Here is a 14,618-nt window from a genome sequence, read left to right on the forward strand (position 1 = left end):
GGCCTCGTGGGGGCCATATAATGCCCCCATGCGGCTTTTATTCATCGGGGACGTGATGGCCGAGCCCGGTCTTCGGGCGGTGAGCCTGCACCTGCCGGACATCCGGGACCGGTACGACCTGGTCATCGCCAACGGGGAAAACGCCGCCAAGGGCAAAGGCCTAGACAAGCGCTCCTACCGCCTTTTGCGGGAGGCGGGGGTGGACCTCGTCACCTTGGGCAACCACGCTTGGGACCACAGGGAGGTGTACGAGCTTTTGGAGAAGGAGCCCGTGGTGCGGGCCCTCAACTACCCCCCAGGCACCCCGGGACGGGGCTGGTGGCGGCTTAGCGCCGACGGGGAAAGCCTCCTCTTCGTCCAGGTGATGGGCCGGGTCTTCATGGACCCCCTGGACGACCCCTTCCGCGCCCTGGACGCCCTTTTGGCCCAAGAGAAGGCGGACTATGTATTGGTGGAGGTCCACGCCGAGGCCACCAGCGAGAAGATGGCCCTGGCCCACTACCTGGATGGGCGCGTGGCCGCCGTTTTGGGCACCCACACCCACGTGCCCACCCTGGACGCCATGCGGCTTCCCAAGGGAACGCTTTACCAGACCGACGTGGGCATGACCGGCACCTACCAGTCCATCATCGGCGGCGAGGTAGAGACCTTCCTGGCCCGCTTCCTCACCGGCCGGCCCCAGCCCTTCCGCGCCGCCCAGGGCAAGGCGCGGCTGCACGCCACGGAGCTCGTTTTGGAAGGGGGTAAGCCGGTTTCCATAAGCCCGTACGTGTGGGAGGAGCCGTGAGCGACCCCTTTGAGCTCCTCAAAGCCGAGGTGGACCTCTTAGGCCGCCTGCTGGGGGAGGCCATCAGAAAGGTTTCGGGGGAGCGCTTCTTCGCCTTGGTGGAGGAGGTGCGCCTCTTGGCCAAGGGGCGGCGCCAAGGGGAGGCGGGGACGGGGGAGGCCCTGTTGCGGCGGGTGGAGGGCCTTTCCGTGGAGGAGGCGGAGGCGTTGGTGCGGGCCTTTACCCACTACTTCCACCTGGTGAACCTGGCGGAGGAGCGGCACCGGGTGCGGGTGAACCGCCTAAGGGCCCAGGCGGAAACCCCGGAAAACCCCAGGCCCGAGGGCTTCTTGGCCCTGGCCCAGGCCCTGAAGGCCCGGGGGCTTTCCCTGGAGGAGGCGGAGGCGCACCTGAACCGCCTGGAGCTTGTCCTCACCTTCACCGCCCACCCCACGGAAACCCGCCGCCGCACCTTGCGGCACCACTTGGAAAGGTTGCAGGAGGAGCTGGAAGGCGAGGACCGGGCGCGCCTTGCGGCCCGGGTCGCCCTCCTCTACGCCACGGAGGAGGTGCGCAAGGCGAGGCCCAGCGTGGAGGACGAGATCAAGGGGGGGCTCTACTACCTGCCCACCACCTTGTGGGAGGCCATCCCCAAGGTGGTGGCGGGCCTCGAGGCCGCCTTGGAGCGGGTTTACGGCCGGCGCCCCCGCCTCCAAAGCCCGGTGCGCTTCCGCAGTTGGATCGGCGGCGACCGGGACGGGAACCCCTACGTCACCCCAGAGGTCACCGCCTTCGCCAGCCGCTACGCCAGGACAGCGGCGCGGGAAAAGTTCCTGGAGGCGCTTGGGGGCCTGGTGCGGGACCTTTCCCTTTCCGAGGCCCGCCTGCCCGTGCCCAAGGAGGTGCGGGAAGGCGGGGAGGGCGTGGAGCGCTTCCCCGGGGAGCCCTACCGCCGCTACTTCGCCGCCCTTTACCGGGCCCTGGAGGGGGAAGCCCTCTCCACCGAGGACCTTGCCCGGGCCCTAAGGGTGGCGGAAAAGGGGCTAGAGGGGGTGGGGCTCGCCCAGGTGGCGGAGGTCTTCCTGAAACCCTTGGAGGCGAGACTTTCCGCCTTCGGCTTGGAACTCGCCCCCTTGGACCTTAGGGAGGAGTCGGGGAAGCTATTGGAGGCGGCGGCGGAGCTTTTGCGCCTGGGGGGTGTCCACGGCGCCTTCCTTTCCCTGGCCCCGGAGGAGCAAGAAGCCCTCCTCACCGAGGAGCTCAAGACCCCCCGCCCCCTTCTGCCCGTGGGGGAGTCGCCCCAAGGGGAGGCCTTGCGGGTGGCCTTGGGGGCGCTTAGGGCCTGGGGGGACAAGGGGGCCCACGTGGTTTCCATGACCCACCACCCCGCCGACCTCCTCGCCGTCTTCCTCCTGGCCCGGGAGGTGGGGCTTTACCGCCCGGGAAAGCCCCTTCCCTTTGACGTGGTCCCCCTCTTTGAAACCCTGGAGGACCTGAACCGGGCCCCTGGGATCCTAAAGCGCCTCCTGCAAAACCCCGTCTTCCGCGCCCACGCCGAAGGGCGGGGCGGGGTGGAGGTGATGATCGGCTACTCCGACTCCAACAAGGACGCTGGCTTCCTCATGGCCAACCTGGCCCTTTACGAGGCCCAAGAGGCCCTCCACGCCGTGGGGGAGGCGGAGGGTGTTCCCGTTTTCTTTTTCCACGGCCGGGGCACCTCCACCGCCCGGGGTGGGGGGCCGGCGGGCCGGGCCATCGCCAGCCTCCCCGTAAGGAGCGTGGGGCGCCGCCTCCGCCTCACGGAGCAGGGGGAGGCCCTGGCGGACCGCTACGCCCACCCGGACCTGGCGGTGCGCCATCTGGAACAGCTCCTCTTCCACTTCGCCCAGGCGGCCTTGGGGGAGGGGGTGGAGCCCAGGCCCGAGTTCCGTCAGGCCCTTTGGGAGGCGGGGGAAAGGAGCATGGAGCGCTACCGGGCGCTCCTTCAGCAGGAAGGGTTTTTCCCCTTTTTTGAGGCCTTTACCCCCATCCGGGAGATCGGCGAGCTTCCCATCGCCAGCCGCCCCGTCTACCGCCACGGCCGGGTGCGGGACATCCGGGACCTGCGGGCCATCCCTTGGGTCATGGCCTGGACCCAGGTGCGCCTGCTCCTGCCGGGATGGTACGGGCTTTCCGCCTTGGAAAGCCTTCCCCTTTCCCTCCTCCAGGCCATGTATCGGGAGTGGCCCTTCTTCGCCACCACCTTGGAAAGCGCTGCCATGGCCTTGGCCAAGGCGGACCTGGGGATCGCCGCCTTGTACCTGCGCCTGGTGCCCGAGGGGCTTCGGGGTTTCTTCCAGCACCTGGCGGAGGAGTACCAGAAGACCGTGGACCTTCTGCAGGCCATTTTTGAGGCCCCCTTGCTTCACAACCAAAAGACCCTGGAGCGGCAAATCGGCCTCAGGAACCCTTACGTGGACCCCATCAACTTCGTTCAGGCGGAGCTCCTCCGCCGCTACCGGGCCCCCGGGGGCCGGGAGGACGAGGGCTTGCGGCGGGCCCTTCTCCTTTCCCTCCTGGGGGTGGCGGCGGGGCTCAGGAACGCCGGCTAGACCGGTATGATGGGGGCGATGGAACCCCTTGGCCACCACCAGGACCAGCGGGTGGGCGTTTTCGTGGACACCCAGAACCTGTACCATTCCGCCCGGGACTACTACGAGCGCAACGTCAACTTTGAAAGCCTCCTCCGCTATGCCGTGGGGGGAAGGCGCCTGGTGCGGGCCACCGCCTACGTGGTGGAGAAGGAGGGGGACACCTCCGCCTGGCCGTTTATTTACAAGCTCTCCACCATCGGCTACCGGGTGCGGCGCATGTACCTCACGGTGAAGGAGGTGGGGGAGGGCGGCAAGCCCATCTACGAGGGGAACTGGGACATGGGCATCGCCGCGGACATGGTGCGGCTCATGCCCTATTTGGACGTGGTGGTTTTGGGAAGCGGGGACGGGGACTTCGTGGAGATCCTCGAGGTCCTCATGGAGCGGGGCATCCGGGTGGAGGTGATCGCCTTCCGCGAAACCACCGCCCAGAAGCTCATTGACGCCGTGGACCGCTTCGTCCACCTCCCCGACATCCCCAACCCCTTCATGGAGCCGAAGAATGCCGGATGAGCGAGCTTGACCTCTACGACTACCACCTGCCCCCCGAGCAGATCGCCCAGGCGGGGGTGGAGCCCCGGGACGCCGCCCGGATGATGGTGGTCTACCGGGAAGGCCCCTTCAGGGTGGACCACCGGCGGGTGCGGGACCTCCCCGCCTTTTTACGCCCGGGGGACGTGTTGGTCTTCAACGAGAGCAAGGTGATCCCCGCCCGCCTCCTGGCCCAAAAGCCCACGGGGGGCCGGGTGGAGATCCTTTTGGTGCGGGAGAAGGCCCCGGGGCTTTGGGAGGCCCTTTTGGGCCCGGCCCGGAGGGCGCCCGTGGGCACAAGGCTGGCGCTCCTTTCCCCCAAGGACTTAGGGCCCGTGGAGGGCCTTGAGGCGGAGGTGGTGGGGGTGGAGCCCGATGGGGTGCGGCTTCTCCGCTTTCAAGGGGATTTGGCCGCCCACCTGGAAGCGGTGGGGGAGGTGCCCCTCCCCCCTTACATCAAGGCCCAGATCCCTTTGGAGCGCTACCAGACCGTGTACGCCAAGCGCCCGGGGTCCGTGGCCGCCCCCACCGCCGGCCTCCACTTCACCCCCGAGCTTCTGGACCGCTTGGCGGCCATGGGGGTGGAGCTTTGCTTCCTCACCCTCCACGTGGGCCCCGGCACCTTCCGCCCCATCAAGGGGGAGGTGGAGAAGCACGAGATGCACGCTGAGCCCTTTGAGATCCCCGAGGCCACCGCCGTAGCGGTGAACCGCGCCCGGGCCGAGGGGCGCAGGGTGGTGGCGGTGGGGACCACGGTGGTGCGGGCCCTGGAGAGCGCTTGGCACGAAGGGGAAGGGGTGGTGCCAGGGGCGGGGGAGACCAGGCTCTTCATCCGCCCGCCCTACACCTTCCGGGCCATAGACGCCCTCTTCACCAACTTCCACCTGCCCCGCTCCACCCTCCTCATGCTGGTGGCTGCCTTCTTGGGGCGGGAGCGGACCCTCGAGGCCTACCACCTGGCGGTGGCGGAGGGGTACCGCTTTTACTCCCTGGGGGATGCCATGCTCATCCTTCCCCGCCCTGAAGGTGCATGAGCCAAGCCCAGGCGGCCTCGGCCTCGATGAGGGTGGGCTTGCGCTCGGGGGCAAACCAGGCGAGGAGGGGGGCTAAGGCTTCCGGGTCCAGGGGGCTTGGCTCGGGCGAGAGGACCAGCTTGTGGTCCCCGTCGGAAAGGGCCACCATGCCTATGAGGAACCCTTCCGCCTCGGTGCCTGGAGGGAGGGGCGGGCCCAGGTAGCAGGCGTCCACCTCCTCCCCGTCCGCGGGGTTGAGGAGGCCGGGGACGAAGCCGTAGTTCACCGGGGCCGGAGCGTCCTCGCCCACAAGGACGAGCCTTCCTCCCTTGAAGGCGTAGCGCAAGGGGCTCCCCTTGCTCCACTCCACCAGCGTGCGGAGCCGCTTCATGCCAGGTTCAAAAGGAGCCGGGCCACGGTGAGGTAGATGAGGAGCCCGGAGATATCGGAGAGGGTGGCCACCAAGGGGTTGGAGACCAAGGCGGGGTCCACCCCAAACCGCCTCAGGACCACGGGGAGCATGGCCCCCACCAGGTTGGCGAAGAGGACCAAAAGGAAGAGGGCGAGCCCCACCACCGGGGCCAAGGCGGCGTGCCCGTCCAGCACCACCTTGCCCAGGAGCAACAGGGCGAGGGTCAGGCCGAGGAGGCTTCCCACCGCGCTCTCCTTTAGCAACACCCTCCGCCAGTCCTTCAGGTCCAGGTCCCGGGTGGCCAGGGCGCGGATGATGAGGGTGGCGGACTGGTTGCCCGTGTTCCCCCCGGTGCCCAGGAGCACGGGCACGTAAAAGGCCAAGGCGGTCACCGCCTCCAGGAGGCTTTCAAAGCCCTGGAGGATGGAGCTCGTCACCATCCCCGTGAGGATGAGGATGACGAGCCAACGCACCCGGGCGAGCCACAGGATGATGGGGGAGGCTTGGCTGTAGACCAGGTCGGGCACGTCCACGGCGGCGAGCCGGTGGATGTCTTCGGTGGCTTCCTCCTCCAAAACGTCCAGGACGTCGTCCACCGTGACGATGCCCACGAGGCGGCCTTCCTCGTCCACCACCGGCAAGACGGTGAAGTCGTAGTCCGCCATGAGGCGGGCCACCTCTTCCTGGTCGGTGTCCGTGCGCACGTGGACCACCTTGGGGTTCATGATCTCCCGCACCCGGGTTTTGGGGTCGGCCACGATGAGGTCCCGTAGGGAGAGCACCCCTTTGAGCCGGCCCGCCTCGTCCACCACGTAGAGGTAGTAGATGGTTTCCGCGTCCGGGGCCGCCCGGCGCAGGAAGCGGAGGACCTCCTCCACCGTCATCCCTTCCCGCACCGCCACGTACTCGGGGGTCATGAGGCCGCCCGCCTCGTCCTCCTCGTACTGGGTGAGCTCTTCCACCTCGGCCCGGGTCTTGGGGTCCAGGGCCTCCTTGAGCTTGCGGTAAAGCTCGGGGTCCTCCTCCTCCACCGCCTGGAGGGCGTCCGCCAGGTCGTCCAGGGAAAGTTCCTGCAGAAGCTCCTGGGTGCGCCAGGGGGGCAGGGTTTTGAGGTACTCCGCCTGGGCCTCGGGGGGGAGGTTGGAGAAGACCTCCGCCGCCTTGTCCTTGGGGAGCAGGGTCAGGAGGACGTAGCGATGTTCGCCCTTAAGCTCGTCCCAAAGCTCCAGGAGGTCCTGGGGGTGGACCTCTTCCAGGAGGCTTTTGAGCTTGAGGGTGTCGCCGTCTTCCAGGGCTTGGAGAAGGGGGGAAAGGGTGGTTTCCACAGGCGGCCTCCTTTCTGGCTGAAGGCCGCCTGCGGGCGGCCCTCAGCGCTTAGGACTCGAGGGCAAGGGCCCTAACATAACCTTTTCCAGGGTATTCCCTGGCCTGGGCCCCGTCAACCTCGCCCGCTAGAAATGTAGGAAAAATTGAGGTTGACACGCTCAAGGGCCATGGCCTATCCTGGAGCCCGGCCTGGGGGCCGTGCACACCATGTTTGCCCAGCTAGCGGCGCGCCTACAAGAAGCCATAGACCGGCTCCGGGGCCGGGGCCGGATCACCGAGGAGGACCTGAAGGCCACCCTGCGGGAGATCCGCCGGGCCCTCATGGATGCCGACGTCAACCTGGAGGTGGCCCGGAGCTTCGTGGAGGGGGTGCGGGAAAGGGCTTTGGGCCAAAAGGTCTTGGAAAGCCTCACCCCCGCCGAGGTCATCCTGGCCACGGTGTACGAGGCCCTCAAGGAGGCCCTGGGGGGCGAGGCCAAGCTCCCCGTCCTCAAGGACAAGAACCTCTGGTTCCTGGTGGGGCTTCAGGGCTCGGGCAAGACCACCACCGCCGCCAAGCTCGCCCTTTACTACAAGGGCAAGGGGCGCCGTCCCCTCCTGGTGGCCGCCGACACCCAGCGCCCCGCCGCCCGGGAGCAGCTACGGCTTTTGGGGGAGAAGGTGGGGGTGCCGGTCCTGGAGGTGATGGACGGGGAGTCCCCGGAGTCCATCCGCCGGCGGGTGGAGGAGAAGGCCCGCCTGGAGGCCCGGGACCTGATCTTGGTGGACACCGCCGGCCGCTTGCAGATTGACGAGCCCCTCATGGCCGAGCTTTTCCGCCTCAAGGAGGTCATGCGCCCCGACGAGGTCCTCCTGGTCCTGGACGCCATGACCGGGCAGGAGGCCCTGGGCGTGGCCAAGACCTTTGACGCGCGCATCGGGGTCACGGGCCTCGTCCTCACCAAGCTGGACGGGGACGCCCGGGGTGGGGCGGCGCTTTCCGCGCGGCACGTCACGGGCAAGCCCATCTACTTCGCTGGGGTTTCCGAGCGCCCGGAGGGCCTGGAGCCCTTCTACCCCGAGCGGCTCGCCAGCCGCATCCTGGGCATGGGGGACGTGGCCACCCTGGCGGAGAAGGTGCGGCAGGCGGGCCTCGAGGCGGAAGCCCCCAAGGCCGCCAAAGACCTCACCCTGGAGGACTTCCTCAAGCAACTGCAAAATCTCAAGCGCCTGGGCTCCTTCTCCGAAATCCTGGGCATGCTCCCGGGGATGGGGAAGGCCCTTCAGGGGGTCCAGGTGGACGAAAGGGCCATCAGGCGTCTGGAGGCCATCGTCCTTTCCATGACGCCGGAGGAGCGCAAGGACCCCCGCATCCTGAACGGCTCCCGGCGCAAGCGCATCGCCAAGGGGAGCGGCACCACCGTCCAGGAGGTGAACCGCTTCATCAAGTCTTTTGAGGAAACCAAGGCCCTGATGAAGTCCCTGGAAAAGCGCAAGGGCCGGGGACTCATGGGAATGTTCAGGAGGTAGACGAGGCATGGTTAAGATCAGGCTTTCCCGGTTCGGCTCCAAGCACAACCCCCATTACCGCATCGTGGTCACCGATAGCCGCAGGAAGCGGGACGGGGCGTACATTGAAAAGATCGGCTACTACGACCCCCGCAAGACCACCCCCGACTGGCTCAAGGTGGACGTGGAGCGGGCCAAGTACTGGCTTTCCGTGGGGGCGCAGCCCACGGACACCGCTCGCCGGCTCTTGCGCCAGGCGGGGGTTTTCCGGCAGGAGGTCTAGGCCCTTTCCCTGGCGTTGGGCGGGGCGGGGGCCCCGCCTTCTTCCTTTACCATGGAGGCATGAAGGACCTGGTGGAGTACCTGGCCAAAAGCGTGGTGGACCACCCCGAGGCGGTGCGGGTGCAAGAGCGGCGCACCCGGGAGGGCCTGGTCTACCTGGTGGAGGTGGCGCAGGAGGACAAAGGGCGGCTCATTGGCAAGCAGGGCCGGGTGATAGAGGCCATCCGCACCCTGGTGCGGGCCTACGCCAAGCGCAAGGTGGGGGTGGAGGTGCGCTAAACTAAGAGTATGCGCCTGGTGGAGATCGGTCGCTTTGGCGCCCCCTACGCCCTCCAAGGCGGCCTGAAGTTCCGGGGGGAGCCGGTGGTGGCCCACCTGGAACGGGTGTACGTGGAAGGGCAAGGCTGGCGGGCGGTGGAGGACCTCTACCAGGTGGCGGGGGACGTGGTGGTCCACCTGGCGGGGGTTACCACACGGGAGCTGGCGGAGGCCTTGGTGGGCCTTCGCGTCTACGCCGAGGTGGAGGACCTTCCCCCCTTGGAGGAAGGGCAGTACTACTACTTCGCCCTCATGGGCCTTCCCGTTTTCGTGGGAGGCGTTCAGGTGGGGGAAGTGGTGGACATCCTGGACGCCGGGGCCCAGGACGTCTTGGTGGTGCGGGGGGTGGGGGAGCGGCTTCGCGATCGGGCGGAGCGGCTCATTCCCCTGCAAGCCCCCTATGTGCGGGTGGAGGCGGAAGGGATCCACGTGGAGCCCATCCCCGGCCTCTTTGACTAGCCGTGCGCTACACCCTCATCACCCTTTTCCCCGGGCTCGTCCGGCCATGGCTCCGGGAGTCCCTTATCGGCAAGGCGATAGAGCGGGGGCTCCTATCGGTGGAGGTGGTGGACCTCAGGGCCTTTGGCCTGGGGCGGCACCGGAGCGTGGACGACACCCCCTACGGGGGTGGGGCGGGGATGGTGATCCGGCCTGACGTGGCCGTGGCCGCCATTGAGTCGGTCTTACCTGCCGACGAAATCATCCTCCTGAGCCCGGCGGGGGAGCCATTCACGCAAAAGGTGGCGGAGGAGCTGGCGATTAAGTCCCACGTGGTCCTCCTTTCGGGCCGCTACGAGGGGTTTGACGCCCGGGTGGAGGCCTTCGTCACCCGCACGCTTTCCATCGGGGACTACGTCCTCATGGGGGGGGAGGTGGCGGCCTTGGCGGTGCTGGAGGCCACGGCCCGCCTGATTCCCGGGGTCATCGGCGACCCCAAAAGCCACCGGGAGGACTCCTTTGTGCGGGGTCTTTTGGACTATCCCCAATACACCCGTCCCCCGGAGTTCCAGGGGCTTAGGGTGCCGGAGGTGCTCCTCACCGGCCATCACCAGGAGGTGGAGAGGTGGCGCCGGCGGGAGGCCTTAAGGCGCACCCTACTCCTTAGGCCAGAGCTTTTGCGCCAGGCGAGGCTTGGGGCGTTGGAGGCCGCCTGGCTTGCGGAACTGGACCGGGAGGAATAGACTAGAGGCTGTTGCCCACGAACCCTTGAAGGGTTCCTCTGGGACGGGAGGCCAAGCATGAACCGTGGAGCGCTGCTTAAGGTGGTGGAGTCCCGCTACGCCCGCACCGACCTGCCCGAGTTTCGTCCGGGCGACACCGTGCGGGTGGCCTACCGGGTGAAGGAAGGTAACCGCACCCGTATCCAGAACTTTGAGGGCATCGTCATCAAGGTTAAGCGGAACGGCTACAACTCCAGCTTCACCGTGCGCAAGGTGAGCTACGGGGTAGGGGTGGAGCGCATCTTCCCCATGAACTCTCCCTTGATTGAGAAGGTGGAGATCGTGCAGCGGGGCCGGGCCCGGCGGGCCAAGCTCTACTTCATCCGCGAGCTTTCCGAAAGGGAGATCCGGCGCAAGCTCCGGGCCGACCGCAAGCGCATCGGCCAGGACCAGGAACGGGCCAAGGCCGCCAAGGAGGTGGCCCAGAGCGAGGCTCAGGAGTAAGGGACTTTGCGGCCAGGGGGCGGCTTGGCCGCCCCCTTTCACTTGAGAAAGCCGAGGGACCTTGCCCGCTCTAGCGCCTCCACCCGGTTTTTGGCCAGGAGCTTGCCATAAAGGCTTTCCAGGTGGTCCTTAACCGTGTCGGGGGAGAGGCGGAGGAGGCGGGCTATCTCTTTCACGGATAGTCCTTGGGCCAGGAGGTGGAGCACCTCCCGTTCCCGGGGCGTGAGGGGGGGAAGGTCTGGGGGGGTTAGCTTTTCCTCGCCCCGCGCCACCTTGAGAAGGCGGTGCTTGAGCTCGGGGGCGGAAAGTTCCTTGGAGAAGTAGGCGTCGGCCCCCGCCAGCCAGGCTTCCTTCACCAAGGCGGGCTCCTGATAGGTGGTGAGGAGGGCGAGAAGGCCCCGATAGCCCCGCTCTCTAAGCCGGCGCGTCACTTCCAGCCCGTCCAGGCCGGGAAGCTTGAGGTCCAACAAGACCGCTTCGGGGTTTAGGGTCAGGGTCTTTTCCAAGGCCTCGAGGCCGTCTTGGGCCTCGGCCACCACCACCAGGCCTTGGGCCTCGAGGCCCGCCCTCAGGCCCAGGCGGAAGAGGGGGTGGTCGTCGGCGATGAGGAGCCGCACCTTTCCCAAGACTATACTGGAGGCATGGCCCTCACGCTAAACCGCCTGTCGGAGCTTTCCGGCCGGGCTTCGGAGCACGTGCTTAAGGAGGAAGTGGAGGAAACCGGCCTAGCCCCGGAGGCTATTTTGGCTAAGCTGGCGGAGCGCCTTTCCATCATGCGGGACTCCATCCGCCGGGGCCTCGCCTCCGACGCCCCCAGCGTGGCGGGGATGGTGGGCAAGAACGCCAAGACGCTTTGGGAGGCGGAAGACCCCCTAAAGGACCCCCTATTGAAGCGGGTCCAGGCCTACGCCATGGCGGTGAACGAGGAAAACGCCCGCATGGGGCGCATCGTGGCTGCCCCCACGGCGGGAAGCGCCGGCACCCTCCCCGGGGCCCTTTTGGGGGTGGCGGACCACCTGGGCATTCCCGAGGAGGAGCTCCTCATGCCCCTGGTTCTGGCGGGTGGGGTGGCCAAGATGATCAGTCGGGTCATCCACATCGCCGGGGCCAGCGGGGGGTGCCAGGCGGAGATCGGTGCCTCCGCCGCTATGGCCGCCGCGGCCGTGACGGAGCTTCTTGGCGGAAGCCCGGAGGCTTCAGCCCACGCCGCCGCCCTTGCCCTCCAGAACACCTTGGGCCTGGTCTGCGACCCCGTGGGGGGGTTCGTGGAGGTGCCCTGCGTGATGCGAAATGGCTTCTACGCCGTGCACGCAGTGAGCGCCGCCTCCATGGCCCTGGCGGGGATAAGAAGCGTGATCCCCCCGGACGAGGTGGTCCTGGCCATGGCGGGGATCGGCCGCCTCCTCCCCTTGGAGCTAAAGGAAACGGGCCTTGGGGGCCTGGCCGACACCCCCACGGGGCGGAAGCTGGCGGAAGAAGCCCTAAAGAGGGCCCCTTAGCGGGCGGTCCAACCCAGGTCAATGGGGAAGACCGCGCCCGTGATGGCCCCCGCTTTCTCCGAGGCTAAATAGAGGGCCAAGGCCGCCACCTCCTCGGGTTCAATGAGGCGCTTGACCGCCGCCTGGGCCAGGAAGACCTTTTCCACCACTTCCTCTTCCGGGATGCCCAGGGTGCGGGCCTGGTCGGCCACCTGGTTCTCCACCAAGGGGGTGCGCACGTGGGCGGGGGCGATGGCGTTCACCGTGACAGTAGCAGCGGCGCTTGGCGCACGACGTGTTAGCCCATGTACTGGGAGGCACAACGCCTTTGGCAAGAGGCCTCAGCCGAACTCTAAACGGGCTCCCGGGCCCCTCGGGGCCCGGGAGCTCATCAGGAGCCTAGGCCGCCTTCTTCGTCTCCTTGTGCCTGAGGTTCTTCCAGAAAACCACCAAGGCGCTCACCACGTAGATGGAGCTATAGGTGCCCACGAAGATCCCCACGAAGATGGCCAAGGCGAAGTCCCGGAGGACGCTACCCCCCAGGAAGAGGAGGGCCAGGATGGGCAAAAGGGTGGTGAGGCTCGTCATGAGGGTGCGGGAGAGGGTCTGGTTGATGGAGCGGTTCACCAGCTCCGCGTAGGGCAGGCCCCTAAGGAGCTTCTGGTTTTCCCGAATCCGGTCGGAAACCACAATGGAGTCGTTGATGGAGTAGCCCACCACGGTGAGGAGGGCGGCGATGGTGGGGATGGAGAACTCCAGGTTGAAAAGGCTATACATCCCCGCCACGATGGCCACGTCGTGGGCCACGGCGAGGACGCTCGCCACCCCAAAGGTCCAGTCAAAGCGGAAGGCCACGTAGATGAGGATGAGCCCAAGGCCCACCAGCACCGCCATCACCGCGTTGCGGCGAAGCTCCGAGCCGATGGCGGGCCCCACGGTTTCCGAGGTCAGGACCGTGGCCTTGAGCTCTGAGACCAGAAGCCTTTCCAGCTCCAAGCGCTTAGCGTCGGGAAGGGGCGGGAGCTTGACGGAAAACTCCTTGTGGTCCGCCACGGGGGCCTGCACCTCGGTGATCACCGCCTCCTTGGCGGGGAAGCCCTTTTCCTCCAGGAAGCGCCTTAGGGCGTCCACGCTCACCGCGGGGGCGGCGCGCAGGGTGTAGGCGGTTCCCCCGGTAAAGTCAATGGAGTAGTTGAAGCCCTTGGTGAAGACCACCCCCGCGGCCAAGACCGCCAGGAGCAAGGTGGCTGCGGTGACATATCGGGCAGGGCCCATGAAGTTGAAGCGAGGGTCCACCAGCCACATGGGGGGGCGGATCTCCCGGCGCTCCGCCAACTGCTCCAGGAGGTAGCGGCTAAAGACCAGGTTGGAGAAGACGCTGGCCACCACCCCTATGGCCAGGACCACGGCGAAGCCCCGCACGGGGCCGGTGGCGTATTGGTAAAGGGCCGCTGCTGCCAAGAGGTGGGCGGCGTTCACGTCCAGGATGGTGAGGGTGGAGTGCTTGAAGCCCTCGGGAATGGCCTGGCGAAGCCTCTTTCCTGCCCGGATCTCCTCCTTGATGCGTTCAAAGGAGAGGACGTTCCCGTCCACCGCCGCTCCCAGGGTGAGGACGAGGCCGGCGATGCCGGGCAGGGTCAGGGTGGCCCCAAGCCCCGAGAGGAGGCCGAGGATAAGGGCGGAGGTGTAGAGAAGGCCCAAGGAGGCCACCATGCCGAGGCTTGCCCCGTAGTAGGCGAAGATGAGGAGGAAGATGGCGAGCGTCCCGATAAGGGCTGAGCGGATGCCTGCCTGGATGGCGTCTTGGCCCAAGGTGGGGCCGATGGCCCGGATTTCCGCCACCTTAAGGGGCACGGGCAAGGCACCCGAGCGCAGGACCAGGGCGATTTCGCTGGCCTCCTCCAGGCCCGAAAGGCCTTCGATCACCGCCTGCCCCCCGGTGATGGCTTGGCGGATTACGGGGGCGGTGTAGACCTTGCCGTCCAGGACGATGGCAAGCTGCCTACCCACGTTGGCTCGGGTCACCTCCTCAAACTTCTTGGCCCCTTCCGGGGTGAAGGTGAGGGCCACCTGGGGGCGGCCGAACTGGTCAAAGACCGCCCGGGCGTCCGCCAGATCCGCTCCCGTCAAGAGGGGTGGGCCTAGGTCCTCGGGCTTGATGAGATCCTTCTCCAAATCTTCCCGCTTAAGCCGCGGGTTTTCCCTCAGGGCCTGGTTGATCTGGGCCACGGTGGTGCCGGTGGCCCCTTCCTTAAGGATGCGGAACTCCAGCACCGCCCGCTGGCCGATGAGCTTAAGCGCCCGGTCCTGGTCCGCTTGGGAGAGTCCGGGAAGCTCCACCACGATGCGCTTCTGGCCCTGGATCTGGATTAGGGGTTCCGCCACCCCCAGGGCGTTGATGCGGTTTTCCAGGACGGTGCGGGCCTTTTCCAGGTCATCGGGGGTGGGGTTTTGCACGTCCGCTTCCAGGACGATGCGCAATCCCCCTTTGAGGTCCAGGCCTAGCTTGATCTTGGGTTCGTTTGGGGCCCAAGGCTTCCAGACAAAGAGCAAGGAAAGGAGGAAAAGGGAGAGGTGGAAAAGTCCGTTAAGTAGTTTGCGGTTCATGCCTACTCCTTCAGCCTACGACAAGGCTCCTGTAGCCGGGGGAAGGCCTAGAAGCCCCTAATCTTGGCACCCCCTTCCCGTAAGGCGCCAAGGTGGGGTG

General features: G+C 67.1%; 15 protein-coding genes and 1 pseudogene. 11 read left to right on the forward strand and 5 right to left on the reverse strand.

All coding sequences use genetic code 11. The annotated features are described in order from the left end of the window. Nucleotides 1-28: 28 nt before the first annotated feature. The 4 genes from L0D17_RS02830 to queA are packed head-to-tail and all read left to right on the forward strand — an operon-like array spanning nucleotide 29 to nucleotide 4,964. Entirely contained in the window at nucleotides 29-787 is a 759-nt protein-coding gene (locus tag L0D17_RS02830) for a TIGR00282 family metallophosphoesterase (RefSeq protein WP_243093799.1), read from the forward strand. Continuing rightward, the gene (locus L0D17_RS02835; RefSeq protein WP_243093800.1) at nucleotides 784-3,357 is read left to right on the forward strand and encodes a phosphoenolpyruvate carboxylase; all 2,574 of its coding nucleotides are present in this window, start codon (nucleotides 784-786) and stop codon (nucleotides 3,355-3,357) included. Before L0D17_RS02830 ends, L0D17_RS02835 begins: the two co-directional genes overlap by 4 nt. Nucleotides 3,358-3,375: 18 nt before the next feature. Next, a complete protein-coding gene (locus tag L0D17_RS02840) occupies nucleotides 3,376-3,912 on the forward strand; it encodes a LabA-like NYN domain-containing protein (protein ID WP_039456773.1) in 537 nt (178 codons plus the stop codon). Then, nucleotides 3,909-4,964 (forward strand): tRNA preQ1(34) S-adenosylmethionine ribosyltransferase-isomerase QueA, encoded by a 1,056-nt coding sequence (gene queA / locus L0D17_RS02845; protein ID WP_243093801.1) that lies wholly within the window; start codon nucleotides 3,909-3,911, stop codon nucleotides 4,962-4,964. Before L0D17_RS02840 ends, queA begins: the two co-directional genes overlap by 4 nt. Here the strand turns inward: queA and L0D17_RS02850 are convergent. Together L0D17_RS02850 and mgtE are read right to left on the reverse strand one after the other, a co-directional pair. Continuing rightward, nucleotides 4,936-5,334: an ADP-ribosylglycohydrolase gene (locus L0D17_RS02850; RefSeq protein WP_243093802.1), complete on the reverse strand. Its 399-nt coding sequence runs from the start codon at nucleotides 5,332-5,334 to the stop codon at nucleotides 4,936-4,938. The genes queA and L0D17_RS02850 overlap by 29 nt on opposite strands. Beyond that, nucleotides 5,331-6,680: a magnesium transporter gene (gene mgtE / locus L0D17_RS02855; RefSeq protein WP_243093803.1), complete on the reverse strand. Its 1,350-nt coding sequence runs from the start codon at nucleotides 6,678-6,680 to the stop codon at nucleotides 5,331-5,333. The genes L0D17_RS02850 and mgtE overlap by 4 nt, the downstream gene beginning before the upstream one ends. 208 nt (nucleotides 6,681-6,888) lie before the next feature. Between mgtE and ffh the strand changes: the two genes are divergently transcribed. Genes ffh through rplS form a run of 6 tightly spaced genes read left to right on the forward strand, consistent with a single transcriptional unit; the run spans nucleotide 6,889 to nucleotide 10,433 of the window. After that, nucleotides 6,889-8,190, forward strand: a complete 1,302-nt coding sequence (gene ffh / locus L0D17_RS02860; RefSeq protein ID WP_243093836.1) for a signal recognition particle protein — start codon at nucleotides 6,889-6,891, stop codon at nucleotides 8,188-8,190. A gap of 7 nt (nucleotides 8,191-8,197) precedes the next feature. Next, nucleotides 8,198-8,452: a 30S ribosomal protein S16 gene (gene rpsP, locus L0D17_RS02865; protein ID WP_039456787.1), complete on the forward strand. Its 255-nt coding sequence runs from the start codon at nucleotides 8,198-8,200 to the stop codon at nucleotides 8,450-8,452. 59 nt (nucleotides 8,453-8,511) lie between these two features. Continuing rightward, the gene (locus L0D17_RS02870; RefSeq protein WP_039456790.1) at nucleotides 8,512-8,730 is read left to right on the forward strand and encodes a KH domain-containing protein; all 219 of its coding nucleotides are present in this window, start codon (nucleotides 8,512-8,514) and stop codon (nucleotides 8,728-8,730) included. Between the two features lie 9 nt (nucleotides 8,731-8,739). After that, nucleotides 8,740-9,228: a ribosome maturation factor RimM gene (rimM, locus tag L0D17_RS02875; protein ID WP_243093804.1), complete on the forward strand. Its 489-nt coding sequence runs from the start codon at nucleotides 8,740-8,742 to the stop codon at nucleotides 9,226-9,228. A gap of 2 nt (nucleotides 9,229-9,230) precedes the next feature. After that, the gene (gene trmD / locus L0D17_RS02880; RefSeq protein WP_243093805.1) at nucleotides 9,231-9,950 is read left to right on the forward strand and encodes a tRNA (guanosine(37)-N1)-methyltransferase TrmD; all 720 of its coding nucleotides are present in this window, start codon (nucleotides 9,231-9,233) and stop codon (nucleotides 9,948-9,950) included. Nucleotides 9,951-10,007: 57 nt separating this feature from the next. Then, nucleotides 10,008-10,433, forward strand: coding sequence for a 50S ribosomal protein L19 (rplS, locus tag L0D17_RS02885; protein ID WP_243093806.1), 426 nt, complete (start codon nucleotides 10,008-10,010; stop codon nucleotides 10,431-10,433). 38 nt (nucleotides 10,434-10,471) lie between these two features. Here rplS and L0D17_RS02890 read toward each other — a convergent pair whose 3' ends face one another. Next, nucleotides 10,472-11,050: a response regulator transcription factor gene (locus L0D17_RS02890; RefSeq protein ID WP_243093807.1), complete on the reverse strand. Its 579-nt coding sequence runs from the start codon at nucleotides 11,048-11,050 to the stop codon at nucleotides 10,472-10,474. A gap of 24 nt (nucleotides 11,051-11,074) precedes the next feature. Between L0D17_RS02890 and sdaAA the strand changes: the two genes are divergently transcribed. Next, entirely contained in the window at nucleotides 11,075-11,932 is an 858-nt protein-coding gene (sdaAA, locus tag L0D17_RS02895; protein ID WP_243093808.1) for an L-serine ammonia-lyase, iron-sulfur-dependent, subunit alpha, read from the forward strand. Here the strand turns inward: sdaAA and L0D17_RS02900 are convergent. Together L0D17_RS02900 and secD are read right to left on the reverse strand one after the other, a co-directional pair. Next, nucleotides 11,929-12,183: pseudogene (locus L0D17_RS02900) on the reverse strand (SDR family oxidoreductase); the annotation flags it as partial. The gene sdaAA and the pseudogene L0D17_RS02900 overlap by 4 nt on opposite strands. 127 nt (nucleotides 12,184-12,310) lie before the next feature. Further along, nucleotides 12,311-14,518 carry a protein translocase subunit SecD gene (gene secD / locus L0D17_RS02905; RefSeq protein ID WP_243093809.1) on the reverse strand — a complete coding sequence of 736 codons (2,208 nt, stop codon included), beginning with the start codon at nucleotides 14,516-14,518 and terminating at the stop codon, nucleotides 12,311-12,313. Nucleotides 14,519-14,618 lie beyond the last annotated feature (100 nt).

This window comes from Thermus thalpophilus (assembly GCF_022760915.1).
Taxonomy (GTDB): domain Bacteria; phylum Deinococcota; class Deinococci; order Deinococcales; family Thermaceae; genus Thermus; species Thermus thalpophilus.

What these genes read in the sequence shown, in the direction of transcription:
- secD (WP_243093809.1), bottom strand. Translation starts at nt 14,518, where the DNA reads ATGAACCGCAAACTACTTAACGGACTTTTCCACCTCTCCCTTTTCCTC.
- ffh (WP_243093836.1), top strand. Translation starts at nt 6,889, where the DNA reads ATGTTTGCCCAGCTAGCGGCGCGCCTACAAGAAGCCATAGACCGGCTC.
- L0D17_RS02870 (WP_039456790.1), top strand. Translation starts at nt 8,512, where the DNA reads ATGAAGGACCTGGTGGAGTACCTGGCCAAAAGCGTGGTGGACCACCCC.
- L0D17_RS02830 (WP_243093799.1), top strand. Translation starts at nt 29, where the DNA reads ATGCGGCTTTTATTCATCGGGGACGTGATGGCCGAGCCCGGTCTTCGG.
- rplS (WP_243093806.1), top strand. Translation starts at nt 10,008, where the DNA reads ATGAACCGTGGAGCGCTGCTTAAGGTGGTGGAGTCCCGCTACGCCCGC.
- sdaAA (WP_243093808.1), top strand. Translation starts at nt 11,075, where the DNA reads ATGGCCCTCACGCTAAACCGCCTGTCGGAGCTTTCCGGCCGGGCTTCG.
- rpsP (WP_039456787.1), top strand. Translation starts at nt 8,198, where the DNA reads ATGGTTAAGATCAGGCTTTCCCGGTTCGGCTCCAAGCACAACCCCCAT.
- L0D17_RS02840 (WP_039456773.1), top strand. Translation starts at nt 3,376, where the DNA reads ATGGAACCCCTTGGCCACCACCAGGACCAGCGGGTGGGCGTTTTCGTG.
- rimM (WP_243093804.1), top strand. Translation starts at nt 8,740, where the DNA reads ATGCGCCTGGTGGAGATCGGTCGCTTTGGCGCCCCCTACGCCCTCCAA.
- queA (WP_243093801.1), top strand. Translation starts at nt 3,909, where the DNA reads ATGAGCGAGCTTGACCTCTACGACTACCACCTGCCCCCCGAGCAGATC.
- L0D17_RS02850 (WP_243093802.1), bottom strand. Translation starts at nt 5,334, where the DNA reads ATGAAGCGGCTCCGCACGCTGGTGGAGTGGAGCAAGGGGAGCCCCTTG.